Annotated in this window: 14 protein-coding genes and 2 tRNA genes; 8 read left to right on the top strand and 8 right to left on the bottom strand. The window is 55.5% G+C overall.

The window, feature by feature from the left end:
- Positions 1–34 precede the first annotated feature (34 nt).
- Both SK62_RS07345 and SK62_RS07340 read right to left on the bottom strand, forming a co-directional pair.
- Positions 35–2,728: a cation-transporting P-type ATPase gene (locus tag SK62_RS07345; RefSeq protein ID WP_048249374.1), complete on the bottom strand. Its 2,694-nt coding sequence runs from the start codon at positions 2,726–2,728 to the stop codon at positions 35–37.
- Between the two features lie 47 nt (positions 2,729–2,775).
- Complete coding sequence (locus SK62_RS07340; RefSeq protein WP_047718258.1) at positions 2,776–3,207, bottom strand: universal stress protein; 432 nt, start codon at positions 3,205–3,207, stop codon at positions 2,776–2,778.
- Positions 3,208–3,679: 472 nt separating this feature from the next.
- Between SK62_RS07340 and SK62_RS07335 the strand changes: the two genes are divergently transcribed.
- From SK62_RS07335 to SK62_RS07325, 3 genes are read left to right on the top strand one after another with little or no spacing between them, the layout of a single operon-like run.
- Positions 3,680–4,765 (top strand): efflux RND transporter periplasmic adaptor subunit, encoded by a 1,086-nt coding sequence (locus tag SK62_RS07335; protein WP_045339064.1) that lies wholly within the window; start codon positions 3,680–3,682, stop codon positions 4,763–4,765.
- On the top strand, positions 4,765–7,824 hold the full coding sequence (locus SK62_RS07330; protein ID WP_047718260.1) for an efflux RND transporter permease subunit: 3,060 nt from the start codon (positions 4,765–4,767) through the stop codon (positions 7,822–7,824). The genes SK62_RS07335 and SK62_RS07330 overlap by 1 nt, the downstream gene beginning before the upstream one ends.
- Before the next feature lie 41 nt (positions 7,825–7,865).
- Complete coding sequence (locus SK62_RS07325; protein WP_026080612.1) at positions 7,866–8,789, top strand: acyltransferase; 924 nt, start codon at positions 7,866–7,868, stop codon at positions 8,787–8,789.
- Here SK62_RS07325 and pagP read toward each other — a convergent pair.
- Positions 8,786–9,361 (bottom strand): lipid IV(A) palmitoyltransferase PagP, encoded by a 576-nt coding sequence (pagP, locus tag SK62_RS07320; protein ID WP_003859516.1) that lies wholly within the window; start codon positions 9,359–9,361, stop codon positions 8,786–8,788. The genes SK62_RS07325 and pagP overlap by 4 nt on opposite strands.
- A gap of 256 nt (positions 9,362–9,617) precedes the next feature.
- On the opposite strand from pagP, the gene shiA reads away from it, so the two are divergent.
- On the top strand, positions 9,618–10,934 hold the full coding sequence (gene shiA, locus SK62_RS07315) for a shikimate transporter (RefSeq protein ID WP_039270453.1): 1,317 nt from the start codon (positions 9,618–9,620) through the stop codon (positions 10,932–10,934).
- A gap of 76 nt (positions 10,935–11,010) precedes the next feature.
- Positions 11,011–12,465 carry an AMP nucleosidase gene (locus SK62_RS07310; protein ID WP_015572404.1) on the top strand — a complete coding sequence of 485 codons (1,455 nt, stop codon included), beginning with the start codon at positions 11,011–11,013 and terminating at the stop codon, positions 12,463–12,465.
- Between the two features lie 120 nt (positions 12,466–12,585).
- On the opposite strand, the gene SK62_RS07305 is transcribed toward SK62_RS07310, so the two are convergent.
- Positions 12,586–12,661 (bottom strand) — tRNA-Asn (locus SK62_RS07305).
- 226 nt (positions 12,662–12,887) lie between these two features.
- Here SK62_RS07305 and emmdR point away from each other — a divergent pair.
- Both emmdR and SK62_RS07295 read left to right on the top strand, forming a co-directional pair.
- Positions 12,888–14,306 (top strand): multidrug efflux MATE transporter EmmdR, encoded by a 1,419-nt coding sequence (emmdR, locus tag SK62_RS07300; RefSeq protein ID WP_023294986.1) that lies wholly within the window; start codon positions 12,888–12,890, stop codon positions 14,304–14,306.
- Positions 14,307–14,409: 103 nt separating this feature from the next.
- Positions 14,410–14,485, top strand: a tRNA-Asn gene (locus SK62_RS07295).
- Between the two features lie 146 nt (positions 14,486–14,631).
- Here SK62_RS07295 and SK62_RS07290 read toward each other — a convergent pair.
- From SK62_RS07290 to dacD, 4 genes are all read right to left on the bottom strand, one after another.
- Positions 14,632–14,967, bottom strand: a complete 336-nt coding sequence (locus SK62_RS07290; RefSeq protein WP_000450410.1) for a DUF496 family protein — start codon at positions 14,965–14,967, stop codon at positions 14,632–14,634.
- Positions 14,968–15,114: 147 nt separating this feature from the next.
- Positions 15,115–16,173: an FUSC family protein gene (locus SK62_RS07285; protein WP_017693112.1), complete on the bottom strand. Its 1,059-nt coding sequence runs from the start codon at positions 16,171–16,173 to the stop codon at positions 15,115–15,117.
- Positions 16,174–16,264: 91 nt separating this feature from the next.
- Positions 16,265–16,738, bottom strand: coding sequence for a DNA gyrase inhibitor SbmC (gene sbmC, locus SK62_RS07280; RefSeq protein WP_017383302.1), 474 nt, complete (start codon positions 16,736–16,738; stop codon positions 16,265–16,267).
- 118 nt (positions 16,739–16,856) lie between these two features.
- Entirely contained in the window at positions 16,857–18,029 is a 1,173-nt protein-coding gene (gene dacD, locus SK62_RS07275) for a serine-type D-Ala-D-Ala carboxypeptidase DacD (RefSeq protein WP_047740833.1), read from the bottom strand.
- 191 nt (positions 18,030–18,220) lie between these two features.
- On the opposite strand from dacD, the gene sbcB reads away from it, so the two are divergent.
- Positions 18,221–19,657, top strand: a complete 1,437-nt coding sequence (gene sbcB / locus SK62_RS07270; protein ID WP_023294989.1) for an exodeoxyribonuclease I — start codon at positions 18,221–18,223, stop codon at positions 19,655–19,657.
- The last annotated feature ends 111 nt before the right edge of the window (positions 19,658–19,768 follow it).

Below are 19,768 nucleotides of genomic sequence, written 5' to 3'. Positions count from 1 at the left end.
CCTGCCGGTGGGCAGGCTTAGCCTACCCATTCAGTCATCTTTTCGTCGTGCGCCATCTCCGGGTAAGGACTTTTTCTGCTTCAACAATCATGAACATCGCAAACCCAATCAGGAAGGTGATGATCCAGTAGCGGAACGGTAGCGCTTCGGTACCGAACAGCATTTGCATGAACGGCGCATAGATGATCAGAAGCTGAAGGGCGAGAAGTACGCCGCTCACGATCCATATTCCCTTGTTAGCCAGCAGACCTTTACCCAGGGAGAAGCCGTCGGTGACGCGGCAGTTGAGCATGTAAAACCACTGGGCGGTGACCAGCGTTTGCAGCAACACGGTGCGGATGAACTCCGGCGAGTAGCCGCGAGGTTGCAGCCAGGCCTCCAGCACAAAGGCGCTGATGGCAATCATCAGGCCGACAAACACCACTCGCCAGATGGCATACCCGTCCATCACATGCAGGTTAGACTTACGCGGCGGCCGGTTCATGATGTCCTTCTCACCCGCTTCAAACGCCAGGCCAAACGACAGCGTTGCCGAGGTTGCCATGTTCATCCACAGGATCAGTACCGGTGTTAATGGGATCAGGTTTCCCGCCAGCAGGGCAATTATGATCAGCAAGGCCTGGGCGATGTTGCTCGGGATAACGAACAAAATGGTCTTTTTCAGGTTGTCGTAGACCCGACGCCCTTCATGGACCGCCCGGGCAATGGTGGCAAAGTTATCATCCGTTAACACCATATCGGCGGCTTCTTTGGTGACTTCAGTACCTTTGATCCCCATCGCGATGCCGACATCCGCCCGCTTCAGCGCCGGCGCATCGTTCACCCCGTCCCCGGTCATTCCGACCACTTCCTGCTTACTTTGCAGCGCCTGCACCAGGCGGAATTTATCTTCCGGGCTGGTGCGGGCAAAGATATCGTATTTTTGCGCCGCCTCGCTCAGCTGGTGATCGTCCATCGCCTCCAGCTCGCGCCCGGTAATGGCGCTCGCCGCGTTGCCAATACCCAGCATCTGTCCAATGCTCATCGCCGTTTGTGGATGATCCCCGGTAATCATTTTCACGCGAATGCCCGCCTGCAAGCAGTCGGCAATGGCCGAAATGGCTTCCGGGCGCGGGGGATCCATCATGCCCGCAATGCCGAGCAGTATGACCCCTTCTTGCAGATCCGCATGCGTCAGCTCGCGCTGCCCGCTGGCGGCCGGTTTCCAGGCCGCAGCCACCATGCGCAATCCCTCGCGCGCATACTCTTCAATCTTCTCTTCCCAGTAGTGCAGGTTGAACGGCTCCAGCCCGTTTTGGGTCTGCTGGTGCTGGCAAAGACGGAAAAGGACGTCCGGCGCACCGGTGATTAACATCACCTCTTCGTCGCCCAGGCGATAGAGGGTGGACATGTATTTATATTGCGAATCAAATGGGATTTTACTGCGCAATTCGGCGTCAATTGCCGGAAGAGGAATTTTGGCCGCCAGCACCTTCAGCGCGCCTTCGGTAGGCCCGCCGGTGATTTTCCACAGCCCCTGCTCATCTTTGATCAGCTGGCTGTCATTACAGAGATCGACTGTGCGCAGATAGCGCTCCAGCACAGATCCCGGGTTCACGGTGACCGGTGTCGGATCGTCAACGGGGTGAATAGTACCCACCGGCTCGTAGCTGTCTCCCTCCACGCGGTAGGTGGTGTCCGCGGTAATCACCGCTTTTACCGTCATCTCATTCATGGTCAGGGTGCCGGTTTTGTCCGAGCAGATAACCGTCATCGCCCCCAGCGTTTCCACGGTAGGCAGCTTGCGAATAATCGCCTTGCGACGCGCCATCGCCTGCACGCCCAGCGAGAGGATGATCGAGATAATGGCCGGTAATCCTTCCGGCACCGCCGCTACCGCAAGGCTAATCAACGACAGCACCAGCTCTGATACGGGCATATCACGGAAGATAAGACTGAAAACGAACAGCGCCAGCATCATTACCAGAATGGTGATAAAAATGGTCTTGCCGAGCTTGTCCATTTGCACCATCAACGGGGTACGGTGTTTTTCAATGTCTGACATCATCTGGTTGATATGGCCGAGTTCGGTCTCCCCACCGGTCGCCACCACCAGCCCTTTTCCCGCGCCGGAGCTGACGGTGGTGCCAGAATAAAGCAGGTTGTAACGGTCGCCTAACGGCAACTCCCCGTGGAGCGCATCGCTGCTTTTCTCCACTACCGTGGATTCGCCGGTGAGAATAGCTTCTTCCACCCGCAGATTGTGCGCCTCTGTCACGCGAAGATCGGCAGGAATGCGATCCCCGGCGCGTATCACGACGATATCTCCGGGCACCAGCGCTGTCGTCGGGATAGTTTCATGGTTGCCCTGCCGGATGACCACAGCCTCGCTGGAGAGCATATTGCGAATACTTTGCAGCGATTTCTCCGCATTGCTCTCCTGAATATGGCCAATCAGGGCGTTAATAATGGCTACCCCAAGAATGACAAACATATCCACCCAGTGTCCCATTATCAGCTTCAGCAGCGCCGCCGCCAGAAGGACGTAAATAAGGACATCGTTGAAATGGGCCAGAAAGCGCAGCCAGCCAGGTTTACCCGGTTTTTGCGGTAAGGCATTTTCACCGTATTTTTCCAGCCTGGCGGTGGCTTCTGTACTGCTAAGTCCGTCGAGGCTGGATTGGATATTTGTCAGGGTTTCATCAACGGTCTGTTGATAATACGGACGGTGAGGCTTTTCTGTTATCATCGTTCCTTCCTCAGGTTCTTTTCAGAAATCACCTTGCTTTCATGACATTAACGAATAACGAAAACAGGAACATGCGCGTAACGAACGATACTCGCCGCCTCTGATCCTAATAAATGAGTTTGAATATTTGGATTACGTGATCCCACAATAATCGCACCGACGTTAAGCTCATCCGCCAGTTTGATTACCTCATCACGTATATTCCCGCTGCGAACATGTAGATGGACATTTGCTTCGGGCAGGTTGATTTTTTTTACCAGCGCAGCCAGTTTTTCTTTAGCATTATTAATCATATATTCATCCATCTTTCTCGCGTCTGCAATAAAACCGCGGGTCAGTTCCGCCGAGAACTTTGGCATAACGTACAGCAGATGGACATCACCCGATGCGCTTTGCGCCAGGAATTGGGCATGCTGTAGCGCTTTATCAGACAATGCTGTTTCGTATACATCCACCGGCACCATAATCGTTTTATACATATCAAGCATCCTTTTTATAACCAACACAACAGTGAGTGAATCAGGAGAGATCGCATCAAACCCATGGGTACAGGCGTGAATGCCTTTTACGGAAAAAAGGAATGGATGCTATTAAACGTAGCACAGGAATATCAGGATGTTATTCAAAGGGGATACACCATCGTAACGCTTGTTTCGCCTGAGTATGTCACGCCACTAATAATGGTTATTTAACATTTATTTATTCACCGACTATGCTCATAGTCAGGCATGCAACACGTTTATTCTCTTTATCCCGCGCCACCTTCAACCTCATGGAGGAATGCATGTACGGTTTAAGCCTGATTCGCCTTGGTTTGTTTATTGCGCTCGCCATTATCGCCAGCACAGCAATCGGTTTATTTACCTATGTGGTCGTCTCGGCCCTGGCAGAATAGCGCCACCCCAGCATTGATGACGAAATAAATAAAACAATTATTATCAGGGGAATACTGTGAAGCGCTACCTCTCTCTTCTGCCTGCTGTTTTATTGCTGCTGACGGCGTGCGATCCGAAACCCGACCGCGCCGCGCCCCTGCCGAAAATGGTAAAAGTCGCAGAGGTGGTCAAGGCCGGCAACGCGCAGCAGCGCGTGTTTCCCGCCCGTATTGAATCCGGCGACGCCACGGATCTCGCGTTCAAACGAGCCGGGCAGATTGAGACCCTGGACATTCGCCAGGGTGCCATTGTCAAACAGGGGCAACGACTCGCCAGCCTCAACGCCCGTGAAGCCCGGCAGCGCCTGAACGACAGGCAAACGGCGGCGACCCTGGCTCAGCGGCAATTCGACCGCTTCCAGACCCTGGCGGGACGCCAGGCCGTGTCGAAAGCCGAGATGGATGTCCAGCGCGCCAACCGCGATTCAGCAAACGCCGCGCTACAGATTGCGCGCGAAGAATTAAGCCAGATGACGCTCGTCGCCCCCTTTAGCGGGACAGCGGCCAGCGTCCATGTGCGAAATCATCAGGTCGTCTCCGCCGGCCAGCCCGTCGTCACTTTGACCCGTACCGATCTGCTGGACGTGGTGTTCAGCCTTCCAGAGAACCTGTTTAACACCTTCGATATTCGCAATGCGCAGTACAAACCGGTAGTGAGGATCAATGCCCTGCCCGGTCGCGAGTTTACCGCTGTGTACAAAGAGCACTCAGGCAGTAGCGACAGCAACACATTGACCTGGCAGGTGATTTTAACCATGCCCCGCCCGGATGATTTTCCCGTCGTGGGCGGCGTCAGCGGAACGGTCACCATCAATTTAACCAACCTTCCGGCTGGTGTGGGCAGTGAGGCGCTGGTAGTGCCGGTTGAAGCGGTCTTTAACCCGGATAACCGCCCGCGCAATGAGCCACATGTCTGGGTGGTGACGGGCGAAGGCGATACGTTGCACCTTGAAGATCGTAAGGTCAGCGTGGGGCAAGTCAGCGCTGAGGGGGTCGTCATCGTCGGTGGGCTTAAGGCCGGTGAACGCGTGGTGGCCGCAGGCGTTGGGGAGCTACATCCCAACCAGCCGGTACGTATCTGGACGCGTGAACGGGGACTGTAATGGATATCTCTCGTCAGTTTATCAGCAACCCGGTTCGCGTCTGGCTGACGATTTTGCTGCTGGGCGTAGGCGGCATTATTGCCCTGTTGAACATTGGCAGACTGGAAGATCCGGCGTTTACCATCAAAACGGCGGTGGTGATCACCCAATATCCGGGCGCGTCGGCGCAGCAGGTTGAGGAAGAGGTCACCCTGCCGCTGGAAAATGCGCTTCAGCAGTTACCTTATCTGGATAACGTCAGCTCCATCTCCTCCAGCGGCCTGTCGCAGATCACGGTCAATATAGCCTCGCGCTACCACTCAAATGCACTGCCGCAAATCTGGGATGAACTGCGTCGCCGGGTGGGAGATGCCGCCAGACAGTTTCCACCCGGCGTAGTGACCCCGTTTGTGAATGACGATTTTGGCGATGTGTTCGGCTTTTTCTTTACCATTTCCGGAGATGAATTCAGCAATCCGGAACTGGTCCGGTATGCCGAGCAGCTGCGCCGGGAGTTGGTCCTCGTGCCAGGCGTGGGCAAAGTGGCCATCGGCGGAGCCCTCACTCAGCAGATTAACGTGGACATTTCTCTGAGCAAAATGGCCGCGCGCGGGATAACGCTGAACCAGCTTTCTGCCCAGCTCAGCAGGCTGAACGTGGTCTCCAGCGCGGGAGAGATCCCCTCCGGTACCGAGTCAATTCGTCTGCATCCTACCGGTGAATTCGAAAGTATTGACGAGCTGGCCGATCTCATCGTGACCCCGCCCGGCGTTGGGGCGGCTACCCGCTTACGGGATATTGCCACCCTGTCACGCGGGCTGGATGCGTCCCCTGCCAGCATCTACCATGCCAACGGCAGAAAAGCCGTCACCATGGGCGTCTCCTTTATCCCCGGCGTTAACGTGATCGACGTGGGACATGCCCTGGAGGCGAAGCTAGAGCAGATGTCAGCCGAGAAACCGGCAGGTATCCATATCGACCTGTTTTACGATCAGGCGGCGGAGGTCGGGCATTCCGTTAACGGATTTATCATTAACTTCCTGATGGCGCTGGCGATTGTCATCGGCGTGTTGTTGATCTTTATGGGCTTACGCAGCGGGATCATTATCGCCTTTTCCCTCGCCCTCAACGTGCTGGGCACGCTGCTGATCATGTATCTCTGGGGTATTGAACTACAGCGCATTTCACTGGGTGCGCTGATCATCGCCCTCAGCATGCTGGTCGACAATGCCATTGTTATTGTCGAAGGGGTACTGGTAGCCCGGCAGCAGGGCTCGTCCCTGATGAACGCCATTAGCGACATTATTCGCCGTTCTGCGCTGCCGCTGCTGGGTGCAACGGTCATCGCCATCCTGGCCTTTGCGCCCGTCGGGCTGTCACAGGATTCCACCGGCGAATACTGTAAGTCGCTGTTTCAGGTCCTGCTGATTTCGCTCATGCTGAGCTGGTTCTCAGCCCTCACCATTACGCCAGTGCTGATTAAGTGGTGGCTGTTTAAACGAGATGCTGCACCGCCAAAGGCCGACGAAACGGATCCCTATGACAAACGCATCTATCGGATCTATCAGGGTGTGCTCAACGCGCTGTTACGGCGTAAAGCGCCAACGCTGGTAGTGATGGCCGCACTGCTGGCCGCCGCCATCTGGGGCTTTGGCTCGGTGCGACAGAACTTCTTCCCCTCCTCCAGTACGCCAATTTTCTTTGTCGACCTCTGGCTCCCTTACGGTACCGACATTAACTGGACCGAGAAGATGACCGGTGATATCGAGAAAACCATTAACGGCCAGCCAGGCGTGGAAACTACGGTCTCGACGATTGGTCAGGGAAGTATGCGATTTATTTTGACCTACAGCGGACAGCGGCAGTACAGCAACTATGCGCAAATTATGGTGAGAATGGACGACCAGCGTAACATCCCCGCCCTGACCCGCCACATGGATGAATACATCGCACGGAACTATCCGCAGGTTAACGCCAGCACGAAGCGGGTGATGTTTGGCCCCTCCGGCGACAGCGCCATTGAAATACGTATTAAAGGCCCCGATCCGGACAGGCTGCGTCTGATCGCCAGCCAGGTAGACAACATCCTTACGCGCGATCCGGCGACGGACAGCGTCAGGAACGACTGGCAAAATCGCAGCAAAGTGATCCGCCCGCAGTACGTCACCGCGCTGGGACGTGAGCTTGGCGTGGATAAGCAGGACGTCGATAACGCACTGGAGATGAATTTCTCCGGCAGTCGGGCAGGACTGTACAGAGAAGGCAGCGACCTGTTGCCCGTGGTGGTGCGCCCGCCGGAAAGCGAGCGGCTGGACGCCAATCACCTGAATAACGTTCTGGTCTGGAGCCAGACTCGGCAGCAGTATATTCCGCTGAGCAACGTCATCAGCGGCTTCGCGCTGGAGTGGGAAGATCCGCTGATCCTGCGCCGTGACCGCTCCCGCGTGCTGACCGTGCAGACCGACCCTGACCCGCTAAGCCAGCAAACCTCCGGCGATATTCTCGCCCGCGTGAAGCCGCAAATAGATGCCCTTCCCCTGCCCCACGGCTACAGCATTGAGTGGGGCGGTGACGCGGAGAACTCCAGCGAAGCGCAGCAGGGGCTATTTACCACGCTGCCGCTCGGCTATCTGGTGATGTTTGTGATCACGGTGCTGATGTTCAGTTCGGTGAAAAACGCCGTCGCCATCTGGCTGACCGTTCCGCTGGCGCTGATCGGCGTGACGCCGGGGTTTTTAATTACCGGCATCCCCTTTGGCTTTATGGCGTTGATTGGCCTGCTGAGCCTGAGCGGGATGCTGATCCGCAACGGCATTGTGCTGGTGGAAGAGATAGAACAGCAGAAAGCGCAGCAGGATCAGCACAGTGCGATCGTTTATGCCGCCACGTCGCGCCTGCGTCCCATCCTGCTCACCGCCTTTACGACCGTACTCGGCCTCGCCCCTCTGCTGCTGGATGTGTTCTTCCAGAGCATGGCCGTTGTGATTATGTTTGGGCTTGGGTTTGCTACAATCCTGACGCTGCTGGTACTCCCCGTAATTTACGCGTGTTTCCATCGTAAGGACAAAGCTGAACAATAATGAATGCGACAGGGCTGAATATCATCAAGACGCTGGGGTGTATGACGGCGGTTACCTTTTTCACCATCTACAACACCTGGGATCATTACGATTATGACTATCACTGGATCCTCGGTTTTTTAACCTTCATTTCGACCATCGCCACGCCGTTATTTTTTGTGGTGGCAGGGTATCTGGACGGACAATCCCGACACGGCACGCGCTGGCAGCTGGATAAGATCAAAAGCCTGGTGATCGTCTTTCTGTTCTGGGTAACGATTTACTACCTGTGGGAGCCCTATCAGCGCGGATATCTGATCCAACCCTGGTTCGTGTTCGCGTTTATCGTGATTTACACGTTTCACCCGGTGGTGGAGTGGCTCAGCCAGCGACGAACGCTCTTTTGCGGGGTGATTGCCGCCCTGCTGCTTTTCTCATACGGGTACGATTTGCTGTCAGCCCTCTATCCTGATGCCCACGTCCTTTCATTGTCGCCGCAGTATCGCCTGTGGACGTGGCTGCTGTTTTATCTGACGGGGCAGCTCTTTTGCGATCCGCAGATCGCGGCGTGGATCGGCCGCAAAAATGTGGTCAGGGCAGCGGTCATCGCCATACCGTTTATTTATCTCTTCACGTGGTTTTACGAGCGGCACTTCTTTTTTGCGCTATTTAAAGCAGACAGAAACGCCTTTATTCTCACCGGATCGCAAATCTACATTCTGATTATTGCCCTGGTGATTGCGGCCAACGGCGTACGTTTTCGCCGCAATGCGGAGTTTAAAGAGTCCGTGCTGGCCGCCATTAGCAAAACCATGACCGGGGTCTATATTATGCACTACTCGGTGTTTCACCTGCTGACCGCGCTCATTCCGGTGACGTCCCTGAGCACCAAACTTGCTCTGATTGTGCTTACGTTTGTTACGTCGGTCCTGTTTTCGCTGCTGATCCTGTCCAACGCAGTGGCCAAAAAAGTGATCACCCTCTAAAAGCCCAGACGCAGCCAGGCAAACAGCACGTTGCCGTTGTTGTAGGTCCCCGGAATATAGGTGAACTGGACGGTGACGCGCTTATATCCGGCAGAGAAAAGCGGGAAGATAAACGGCAGCGGGACATAGTTGGCAAAGTCGTCGCGTGCCGTGATCCCCGCAGCGGCCCCCAGCCCCAGGCGGAAATCTTTTGCGTTATCCAGATACCAGCCCTTCTCCCAGCCGTAGCCCATCGCAGGCTGCCATTCGTTATGTGAATCTTTGAACATCATGGCAAAGAGCGCGCTCCAGTTGCCCTCGTCGTTATAGCGGGACACGCCCAGCCCCCCGCCCCACGGCATTTCGTTGTAGTTGTCCGTTTTCTCTTTGTCATACATGAATCGAGCATGCCAGCTCAGAAACGGAAGGTAGAGATCGTAACGATCCGGCTGTTCCCAGGTTTGCGCAATATCGTCCGTTACTGCATCCCACCAGCGGTGAATACGCTGTTCGCCATAGACTTTCGGCTCCGCATGCAGCGGAGATACGACTAAAAACAGGACTACCCACAGTGCAGGAAAGAGGCGTTGCATCGTTATACCCTCAGCTTACGTCACGCAGCGATCGTTATTACTGTAAACCATTCAGCCCTAACCGGAGCCAAACAGGCTGATTTATGTTGTCGCCCGATAAGATGAAATTTATTTATTCTGCGCTTTCAGGAAAGATAAAAACGTTTTCTCAGGCCGCCTGTCGCGGTAGTCTCATACATTCCGTCAATATGACGGCCGTGATGTGAGTGACCTTTTCTTATACCAATAATTAAAAATCAGTACAGACAGGACAACTATGGACTCCACCCTTATCTCCGCTCGCCGCAACGAGGAGACACCTTCGCTTAACCGCGCCCGCCGCGCCGCTTTAGGTAGCTTCGCAGGCGCCGTCGTCGACTGGTATGACTTTCTGCTCTACGGTATTACCGCTGCGCTGGTCTTTAACCGTGAATTCTTTCCCCAGATCAGCCCCGCCATGGGCACGCTTGCTGCATTTGCCACCTTCGGCGTCGGTTTTCTGTTTCGTCCGCTGGGCGGGATAATTTTCGGCCACTTCGGCGATCGCCTTGGCCGGAAACGTATGCTGATGCTCACCGTCTGGATGATGGGCATTGCCACCGCGCTGATCGGTATTTTGCCCTCCTTCGCATCGATTGGCTGGTGGGCCCCGGTGTTGCTGGTGACGCTGCGCGCCATTCAGGGTTTTGCCGTCGGTGGTGAATGGGGCGGCGCGGCATTGCTGTCCGTGGAAAGCGCGCCGAAGAACAAGAAAGCGTTTTACAGCAGCGGCGTGCAGGTGGGTTATGGCGTGGGTCTGCTGCTCTCCACGGGCCTGGTGTCGATAATAAGCCAGCTCACGACAGACGAGCAGTTCCTGAGCTGGGGCTGGCGTATTCCGTTTATCTTCAGCATTGTGCTGGTCGTGGTGGCCCTGTGGATCCGTAACGGCATGGAAGAGTCGGCTGAGTTTGAGCGGCAGCAGCGCGAAAAACCGGTCGCGAAAAAACGGCTGCCGGTGATGGAAGCGCTGGTGCAGCACCCTGGCGCTTTTCTGAAAATCATTGCCCTGCGCCTGTGCGAACTGCTGACGATGTATATCGTCACCGCCTTTGCCCTGAACTACTCCACGCAAAACCTCGGCCTGCCGCGGGAATTGTTCCTGAATATTGGCCTGGTGGTGGGCGGGATCAGCTGCCTGACCATCCCCTGCTTCGCCTGGCTGGCGGATCGCTTTGGCCGTCGACGGGTGTATATCACCGGGGCACTCATCGGCACACTCAGCGCCTGGCCGTTCTTTATGGCGCTGGAGGCACAGTCGGTCTTCTGGATTGTCTTCTTCGCGATCATGCTTGCGAACATCGCTCACGATATGGTGGTCTGCGTGCAGCAGCCAATGTTTACCGAGCTGTTTGGTGCAAGCTACCGTTACAGCGGCGCGGGCGTGGGGTATCAGGTGGCGAGCGTGGTCGGCGGCGGGTTTACACCGTTTATCGCCGCCGCGCTGGTGACGTTTTCCGGCGGTAACTGGCACAGCGTGGCGATTTATCTGCTGGCGGGTTGCCTGCTTTCTGCCGCCACCGCCCTGTTGATGAAGGAAACCGCGCACAGTTGATCTCCTCACTTTTGTTTCACAGGCGTGTGACATACTATCGGGTAAAGCCGCACACCTGTGGAACAAGGAGACAGACATGAATAATAAGGGCTCCAGCCTGACCCCGGCTCAGGCGCTGGAAAAACTCGACGCGCTGTATGAACAGTCCGTCAATGCACTGCGCAGCGCCATCAGTGACTATATCGAAACAGGGAAACTTCCCGATGAAAAGGCCAGAACCCAGGGCCTTTTTGTTTATCCATCGCTCTCTGTCACCTGGGACGGCAGCGCCAGCAGCAATCCAAAAACCCGCGCCTATGCGCGTTTCACCCACTCCGGCTGTTACAGCACGACCATCACGCGACCAGCGCTGTTCCGCCCCTATCTGGAAGAGCAGCTTACCCTGCTGTATCAGGATTACGGCGCGCATATCAGCGTTGAGCCGTCCCTGCACGAGATCCCTTACCCGTACGTGATAGACGGCTCGGCGCTGACGCTGGATCGCTCCATGAGCGCGGGGCTGACCCGCCACTTCCCGACCACTGAGCTGTCGCAGATTGGCGATGAGACGGCGGACGGGATCTATCACCCGGCAGAGTTTTCACCGCTGTCGCACTTTGATGCCCGCCGTGTCGATTTCTCGCTGGCACGCCTGCGCCACTACACCGGCACCCCAGCCGAACATTTCCAGCCGTTCGTGTTGTTTACCAATTACACCCGCTATGTGGACGAATTTGTCCGCTGGGGCTGTAGCCAGATCCTCGACCCGGACAGCCCTTACATCGCCCTCTCCTGCGCGGGCGGGATCTGGATCACCGCCGAAACCGAAGCACCGGAAGAGGCCATTTCCGACCTGGCGTGGAAAAAGCACCAGATGCCAGCCTGGCACCTGATCACCGCCGACGGTCAGGGCATTACGCTGATTAACATCGGCGTTGGCCCGTCGAATGCGAAAACCATCTGCGACCATCTGGCGGTACTGCGCCCGGACGTCTGGCTGATGATCGGCCACTGCGGCGGCCTGCGTGAAAGTCAGCTGATTGGCGATTACGTCCTCGCCCACGCTTATTTGCGTGACGACCATGTCCTTGACGCGGTTCTGCCGCCGGATATTCCTATCCCGAGTATCGCGGAAGTGCAGCGCGCCCTGTACGACGCCACCAAAGAGGTGAGCGGCATGCCGGGTGAAGAGGTGAAGCAGCGCCTGCGTACCGGTACGGTCGTCACCACCGACGATCGTAACTGGGAGCTGCGCTATTCCGCCTCCGCCCTGCGTTTCAATCTCAGCCGTGCGGTCGCAATCGATATGGAAAGCGCCACCATTGCCGCGCAGGGCTATCGCTTCCGCGTCCCTTACGGCACGCTGCTGTGCGTGTCCGATAAACCGCTGCACGGCGAGATCAAACTGCCGGGCCAGGCGAACCGTTTTTACGAAGGGGCGATCTCAGAGCATCTTCAGATTGGTATTCGCGCCATCGATTTACTGCGTGCAGAGGGCGACAAACTGCATTCCCGCAAGCTGCGCACCTTCAATGAGCCACCGTTCCGCTGATAACAAGGACCCACTCACCCGGCCTGGGATTCCGTAGGTCGGGTAAGCGGAGCGCCACCCGACAAACTGACCGAACGCAGAAAAGCAAAAAGCCTGCTTTAAAAGCAGGCTTTTCAAATTTGGCTCCTCTGACTGGACTCGAACCAGTGACATACGGATTAACAGTCCGCCGTTCTACCGACTGAACTACAGAGGAATCGTTGTGGAGGCTTATCTTAGCGGCGAAAAAACTTTTGTCAAACCTGATCTCAGGCAAAAGCGTTTGTTTGATGATTCTGTCGTCATTTTGTTGTAAATCCAAACATAATTTTATGGAAAATACTTTGCAGGATACGCATTTCTGCCCCATCATTTGAAATGGAGTTTCAACTTTCTCGCTAAGGTCCATTTTGAACGTCACCGCACCCCTACGCCAGGCGATTATGCGCACGCCCTGGTATGCAAAACGTAAGAGCTATCGAGTTCTGTTCTGGCGTGAAATCACCCCCCTTGCCGTGCCTATTTTCCTGGAGAATACCTGCGTCCTGCTAATGGGGGTGCTGAGCACCTTTCTGGTGAGCTGGCTCGGTAAAGAAGCCATGGCCGGGGTAGGGCTGGCGGACAGTTTCAATATGGTTGTGATGTCCTTCTTTGCCGCTATCGATCTCGGTACGACGGTGGTGGTGGCGTTTAGCCTGGGCAAGCTTGATCCGAAGCGTGCTCGCGAAGCGGCCAGACAGTCGCTAATGATCATGACCCTCTTTTCGATCATCCTTGCGGCGGTTATCCATTATTACGGCAAAGAAATTATCGACATTGTCGCGGGAGAAGCGACCAGCGAGGTGAAGGATCTGGCTCTCACCTACCTGGAAATGACGGTGCTGAGTTATCCGGCGGCTGCCATCGCGCTGATTGGTAGCGGTGCGCTTCGTGGAGCAGGAAATACCAAAATTCCGCTGCTGATCAACGGCGGCATGAACATCCTGAACATCATTATCAGCAGCGTTTTGATTTACGGCGTCTTTTCCTGGGAGGGGCTGGGCTTTGTCGGCGCGGGTTTAGGGCTGACCATTTCCCGCTATATTGGTGCGGCGGCGATAATTGGCGTACTGATGGCGGGAATTACGCCATCGTTGCGCCTGACGCTGAAAAGCTATTTCCGTCCGCTTAACTTCGCCATTATCTGGGAAGTGATGGGGATCGGGATTCCGGCCAGCATCGAATCCGTGTTGTTTAACGGTGGGAAACTGCTGACGCAGATGTTTGTTGCCGGGATGGGAACAGACGTCATCGCCGGCAACTTTATTGCCTTCTCCATCGCCTCACTCATTAACCTGCCGGGAAACGCGCTGGGGTCGGCGTCGACGATCATCACCGGCAGACGTCTCGGAAAGGGGCAGATAGGGCAGGCGGAACGGCAACTTCGGCACGTCTTCTGGCTTTCAACTATTGGACTGACGGCGATTGCGTGGGGAACTGCGCCTTTTGCCGGGCTGATGGCCTCGTTCTATACGCATGAAAATGACGTGAAGGAGGTCGTGAAGGTGCTCATTTGGCTCAACGCGGCGTTTATGCCAATTTGGGCCGCGTCCTGGGTACTTCCTGCCGGGCTGAAAGGGGCGCGCGATGCCCGGTTTGCGATGTGGGTCTCCATGCTCGGCATGTGGGGCTGTCGCGTTGTGGCGGGCTACACGCTGGGGGTAATGTTGGGTATGGGCGTTGTCGGCGTCTGGCTGGGGATGTTCCTTGACTGGGCCGTGCGCGGGGCGCTGTTCTACTGGCGCATGGTGAGCGGGCGCTGGCTGTGGAAATATCCGCGAAAAAAACCGGAGCAGGAGGTTTCGGAAACGGCAAGTGCCTGACAAATGTGCGAAGTGGAGAATAAATCGGCAAACGATTGAAAATCTGCATTCACCCTTTGACATCCTCAGGGCGCATCGATAATATGCGCCCCGTTCACACGATTCCTCTGTAGTTCAGTCGGTAGAACGGCGGACTGTTAATCCGTATGTCACTGGTTCGAGTCCAGTCAGAGGAGCCAAATTTAAAAAGCCTGCTTTTAGAGCAGGCTTTTTGCTTTTCTGCGTTCGTGAAATTGTCGGGTGGCGGCTTCACCTTACCCGACCTACGTGATAACAGTCCTGTAGGCCCGGTAAGCGCAGCGCCACCGGGCAACAGAGTGTGCGATTACTCGCCTTTAGCGTCGACGTTTTTGATTTCGCCCATCACTTTCAGCTTCTTGGAGATGTCGCGACGCTCTTTGGACAGCTCAGCGTTTTTGATGATGTAGTCATCAACGCGATCTTCATAATCGCTCTTCATGCTGGCGATGATGCCCTGAATAGCTTCAACGCTCATGCCAGGCTTGATGTAGTCGCTCAGGTTGTCCAGCAGCAGGACACGTTTCTGGTTGTCACGGATCTTCTTCTCTACGTCCTGGATTTCGCGCTGTAGCTTGTTTTTGCGGCGGAACAGGCGGACGAACTCCAGAACATCCTGGAACGAAGGCTTGGTAGTTTCCATTTTTACACCCCTGATAATGTGAGATTCGGATTCGTTAAAGCAACCGTTTTAACAGACAGCGGCTGCGAATGACAATGAGTATATCGTTTAAAACCATCATAACCCTAATTGTTGCTGAATCGAAGCAGCAGGCATCACATACGCTTTTTATTTGCGCAGTGCCCGGCAAATCAGCTGCGATAACAACTCCAGCTGTCGCGCCAGCTCCATACTCAGCCAGACATAACCATGGATGGGCGTTTCCGCCACATTGTCTCCCTGGCGCTCATTCATCAGCTGTTTAAGCTCGGCGACGATTTCGTTCAGCCGCTCGCTGTTCGCCCGTATCGGCTGTGGGTTACCTTCATATAGCGCATGGGCGATGGTCAGCAGGGTTTGTTGCGTCATCTGCTGCGTCTCTTTCAGCGTATGCGCGTTGAGCATCAGAAGATGGCTGGGGCGTGAGGCCCAGTGGGCATTGATTTGCAGTTCAAGCATACAGACCAGATTACGGCTGACCGTCTGAATAGCTTCAAAAATGGCTTTCTGGATATGGGTTTCTTTGCTTGCCGGGGTAATCAACCCGCGCATTTTGACCACATCATTGAGGATTTTTTGCAGGTGCTTTTCCAGACGCGGGCGCTCAATCAGATTCGGCGAAAACCCGGCCTGGTAGACCCGGTTAAATGCCGTGACGTAGTTTGCCATCTGAATGCGCCAGTGCAGGAAGGCGCGCTGCGGCCAGATGCCGGTAAACAGCATGGCGAGCAACGAGCCGAGGATTACATCCCCGCTTCGCCACAATGCGGTGGTCATATCGCCCGCCGGTGCGCCGACCACAACCGCGAGCGTAATGCCAATCAGCAGCGCCTGATACGGTTTCTTGCCGAGGGCCAGCCATCCACAAAGAAACATCGCCACCGCGCACCACAGCAACATGACCGGAAACGAAATCAGCTCCAGCTTCAGGGCGATAAGCCCAAGCGCTGAGCCTAAAACGGTGCCGCCTATGCGTTCGAAAGCGCGCGGGACCACGTTCCCCCAGAATGAGATCGGCCCCATCACCACCACCAGCGTGATCAGCGGCCACGTCCCTTCCGGGATATCCAGCAGACGAACCAGTACGAAGGTCAACACAAACGCCAGCGCAATGCGGCAACCGTGCACCACGCGATAATGTTTGTATAACCGAATTTCAAAAGGGGTTAATGACTTGTCGGGGCGCACACCCGTCTCCAGCTCTACGGCAAACCACAATTGTACTGTGTTTTCAGCCGGGTGGATCGCGCCCGGCTGAAAAACCCTGCATTCCGCAGGATTATCCCACTTTGTGCTCTACCGGTACAAACATCTCAATATCCCAGTAGCCGTCAGCATTGCCATCGTTAAGATAACGTTCGAAGCAGGGTTTTGCCGCGATCTGGAATTTGTTGTCTTCCAGCAGGGAGTTGAAGAACTGATACCATGGAGTGGCGAAATCATGATTTTCGACGCGCGCGGCGGCAATAGCATACTCTCCGGCAGCAATTTCGGTCATCATCACCCCTTCGCTGTTTTCAGGAATAGTGAAATCGTCCGTTACCGTTACGGCGGTAACGCAGCGGAGCTTTTCTGCCGGCACGTCATCCGGATTGTCATAATAAACGGCCACCCACTCCTGCGGCTGAATATGACGCCCGTCTACCCACATGACCAGCTGTTCAAATCCCTGCTTGACCGTCTTTTCCCACGGCCCCACGAGATGAAAGCCAGCGATCGTACGTTTCTGTTGCTGCCTGATGCTGTAGTCCATGCTGCCTCCGTTTATTACTGTATATATATACACTGTAAAGCAGAATCGAGATTATCGGCAAACCAGGAGTGTTTATTATGTGAGCAGACTCGCAACACTGCCAGTCTGCCCAAAAAGGTCAGAGTTTATGATGCAGATAATCGCCGAGGCGGGAGAAAAGGCCGCCCTTTTCAACGCTTTCCAGCGTAACCAATGGCCAGTGCGCTACCACCTTGTCACGATCGTACAGCTGGATCTCCCCTACCCGCTGATGCGCGGCGATCGGCGCTTCCAGCTCTTTTTTATCCATCACGTATTTCGCCTTGATGTTTGGCACTTCCGATTTGGGTAATGCCAGCCAGAAGTCCTGATCCGTGCCCAGCGCGATCTGCTCTTTATCGCCGTACCAGATGCGCTCGGTTCCCACTTTTTTACCGTTATGCAGGATCTGCACCGTATCAAAATTTTGCTGTCCCCAGTGCAGCAGCTTGCGCGCCTGATCTTCACGTCCTTTCGGGCTGTCTGCCCCCATCACCACCGCAATCAGTCGACGCTGACCGTCCACCGCGGAGGCAATCAGGTTAAAGCCCGCGCCCGAGGTGTGACCCGTTTTCAGGCCATCCACGTTCATGGTCTTATCCCACAGCAGGCCGTTGCGGTTCTGCTGGGTGATGCCGTTCCAGGTCAGGCTCTTTTCGCTGTACATGTGATAGAACTCAGGCTCGCCGTGAATGATGGCCCGGGAAAGCACGGCGAGATCGTAAGCGGAGCTGTGCTGACCCGGTGCATCCAGCCCGTGTACGGTTTCGAAGTGGGTATCGCGCAGGTTCAGCTTTTCAACGTAGTCATTCATCATCCTGACGAACTGCGGCTGACCGCCCGCCACGTGATCCGCCAGCGCCACGCAGGCGTCATTGCCGGAATCAACAATCAGGCCGCGGCTGAGATCGCGCACGGAAACCCGATCGCCCTCCTTCAGAAACATCAGCGACGAACCGTCAAAGACCGGATTGCCTTTTGCCCATGCGTCACGTCCGACCGTCACAATGTCATCGGGGCTGATGCGGTGGCTATCAATAGCACGATCGACAACGTACCCCGTCATCAGTTTGGTCAGGCTCGCCGGATTACGCTGCTGATGTTCGTTGCCCGCCGTTAAGATTTGACCCGTGGTGTAATCCATCAATACCCAGGAGCCAGCCTGGATGGCAGGTGGCTGAGGTGAAAAATCCAGCGGCTCGGCAGCCAGCGCGGAAGAAATACTCGAAGCGAGTAAAGAAACAGCAATAAACAGACGGCGTTTCAACGGTATATCCTCAGGTCAGTAAAAATCGATGACCTTTTTACGGGAGTTCTGATGTCGTTACCTGCCTTAATTGCAAAAAAATGTGACAGCACGCAGATTTTTTCGGAACAAATCTCGCAAATTTCTTGCCTGACGGTGCTTTTTATTCGGACTGCTCACCCCAATCGTTTACCATAGAGACGTCAATTTTTAACAGGATGAGATTACTGGTGTCTGACTCTGCCGCGCGCCCGACTTTTTTGTTCCACGATTACGAAACCTTTGGCACCCATCCGGCGCTGGACCGACCGGCGCAGTTTGCGGCTATCCGTACCGATGACGAATTTAACGTCATCGGCGAACCCGAGGTGTTTTACTGTAAGCCCGCCGATGACTATCTGCCGCAGCCGGGCGCGGTAATGGTGACGGGCATCACGCCTCAGGAAGCGCGGGATAAAGGCGTTAGCGAAGCAGAATTTGCCCGTCGCATCCACGACCTGTTCACGGTGCCCAATACCTGCGTGGTGGGTTACAACAACATCCGTTTTGACGATGAAGTGACGCGCAATATCTTCTACCGCAACTTCTACGATCCGTATGCCTGGAGCTGGCAGAACCGTAATTCACGCTGGGATTTGCTGGATATCATGCGCGCCTGCTATGCGCTGCGCCCGGAGGGGATTAACTGGCCGGAGAACGACGACGGCTTGCCGAGCTTCAGGCTCGAGCACCTGACGCGGGCCAACGGCATTGAGCACAGCAACGCCCACGACGCGATGGCAGACGTTTACGCGACCATCGCTATGGCGAAACTTGTAAAAACCGCGCAGCCGCGCCTGTTTGAGTATCTGTTGAGCCATCGCAGCAAGCAAAAGCTGATGACGCTAATTGACGTGCCGCAGATGAAACCGCTGGTGCATATTTCAGGGATGTTCGGTGCGTGGCGCGGGAATACAAGCTGGGTGGCGCCGCTTGCCTGGCATCCGGACAACCGTAACGCCGTCATCATGGTGGATCTCGCCGGAGATATCTCCCCGCTGCTTGAGCTCAACAGCGACACCTTACGTGAACGGCTCTATACGCCGAAAGAGGCGCTGGGTGACCTGCCAGCCGTACCGGTAAAACTGGTGCACATCAATAAGTGCCCGGTGCTGGCGCAGGCCAACACGCTGCGCCCGGAAGACGCCGACCGGCTGGGGATTAACCGTCAGCACTGCCTCGATAACCTGAAAGTGCTGCGCGACAACCCGCAGGTGCGCGAGAAAGTTGTCGCCATTTTTGCCGAAGCAGAGCCGTTCGTGCCGTCTGAGAATGTGGATGCGCAGCTTTATAACGGCTTCTTCAGCGACGCCGATCGCGCGGCGATGAATATCGTGCTGCAAACCGACCCGCGTAACCTGCCCGCGCTGGATATCACCTTCGCAGATAAGCGCATTGAGAAGCTGATGTTTAATTATCGCGCGCGTAACTATCCCGGCACGCTGGATGAAGCAGAGCAGGAACGCTGGTTACAGCATCGGCGCAACGTGTTTACGCCGGAGTTTCTTAATAGCTACGCCCAGGAGCTGGAGATGCTTTACGGTCAGTATGAAGGGAATGCTGAGAAGCAGGCGCTGCTGAAAGCGCTGTTCCAGTATGCGCAAGAGATTGTCTGAATAGCGGGTACAAAAAAGCCGGAGGCGATGTCTCCGGCTTTTTTTTGCCGGGTGGCGCTAACGCTTACCCGGCCTACGAAACTGTAGGTCGGGTTGAGCAAAGCCGCCACC

This window comes from Enterobacter sp. BIDMC109, from assembly GCF_001037885.1.
GTDB lineage: Bacteria > Pseudomonadota > Gammaproteobacteria > Enterobacterales > Enterobacteriaceae > Enterobacter > Enterobacter hormaechei_C.
The sequence above is the reverse complement of the archived record's forward strand: the minus strand, read 5'-3'. Positions and strand labels throughout refer to the sequence as shown.

What these genes read in the sequence shown, in the direction of transcription:
- SK62_RS07345 (WP_048249374.1), bottom strand. Translation starts at nt 2,728, where the DNA reads ATGATAACAGAAAAGCCTCACCGTCCGTATTATCAACAGACCGTTGAT.
- SK62_RS07340 (WP_047718258.1), bottom strand. Translation starts at nt 3,207, where the DNA reads ATGTATAAAACGATTATGGTGCCGGTGGATGTATACGAAACAGCATTG.
- SK62_RS07330 (WP_047718260.1), top strand. Translation starts at nt 4,765, where the DNA reads ATGGATATCTCTCGTCAGTTTATCAGCAACCCGGTTCGCGTCTGGCTG.
- SK62_RS07325 (WP_026080612.1), top strand. Translation starts at nt 7,866, where the DNA reads ATGACGGCGGTTACCTTTTTCACCATCTACAACACCTGGGATCATTAC.
- pagP (WP_003859516.1), bottom strand. Translation starts at nt 9,361, where the DNA reads ATGCAACGCCTCTTTCCTGCACTGTGGGTAGTCCTGTTTTTAGTCGTA.
- shiA (WP_039270453.1), top strand. Translation starts at nt 9,618, where the DNA reads ATGGACTCCACCCTTATCTCCGCTCGCCGCAACGAGGAGACACCTTCG.
- SK62_RS07310 (WP_015572404.1), top strand. Translation starts at nt 11,011, where the DNA reads ATGAATAATAAGGGCTCCAGCCTGACCCCGGCTCAGGCGCTGGAAAAA.
- emmdR (WP_023294986.1), top strand. Translation starts at nt 12,888, where the DNA reads ATGCGCACGCCCTGGTATGCAAAACGTAAGAGCTATCGAGTTCTGTTC.
- SK62_RS07290 (WP_000450410.1), bottom strand. Translation starts at nt 14,967, where the DNA reads ATGGAAACTACCAAGCCTTCGTTCCAGGATGTTCTGGAGTTCGTCCGC.
- sbmC (WP_017383302.1), bottom strand. Translation starts at nt 16,738, where the DNA reads ATGGACTACAGCATCAGGCAGCAACAGAAACGTACGATCGCTGGCTTT.
- sbcB (WP_023294989.1), top strand. Translation starts at nt 18,221, where the DNA reads ATGAGATTACTGGTGTCTGACTCTGCCGCGCGCCCGACTTTTTTGTTC.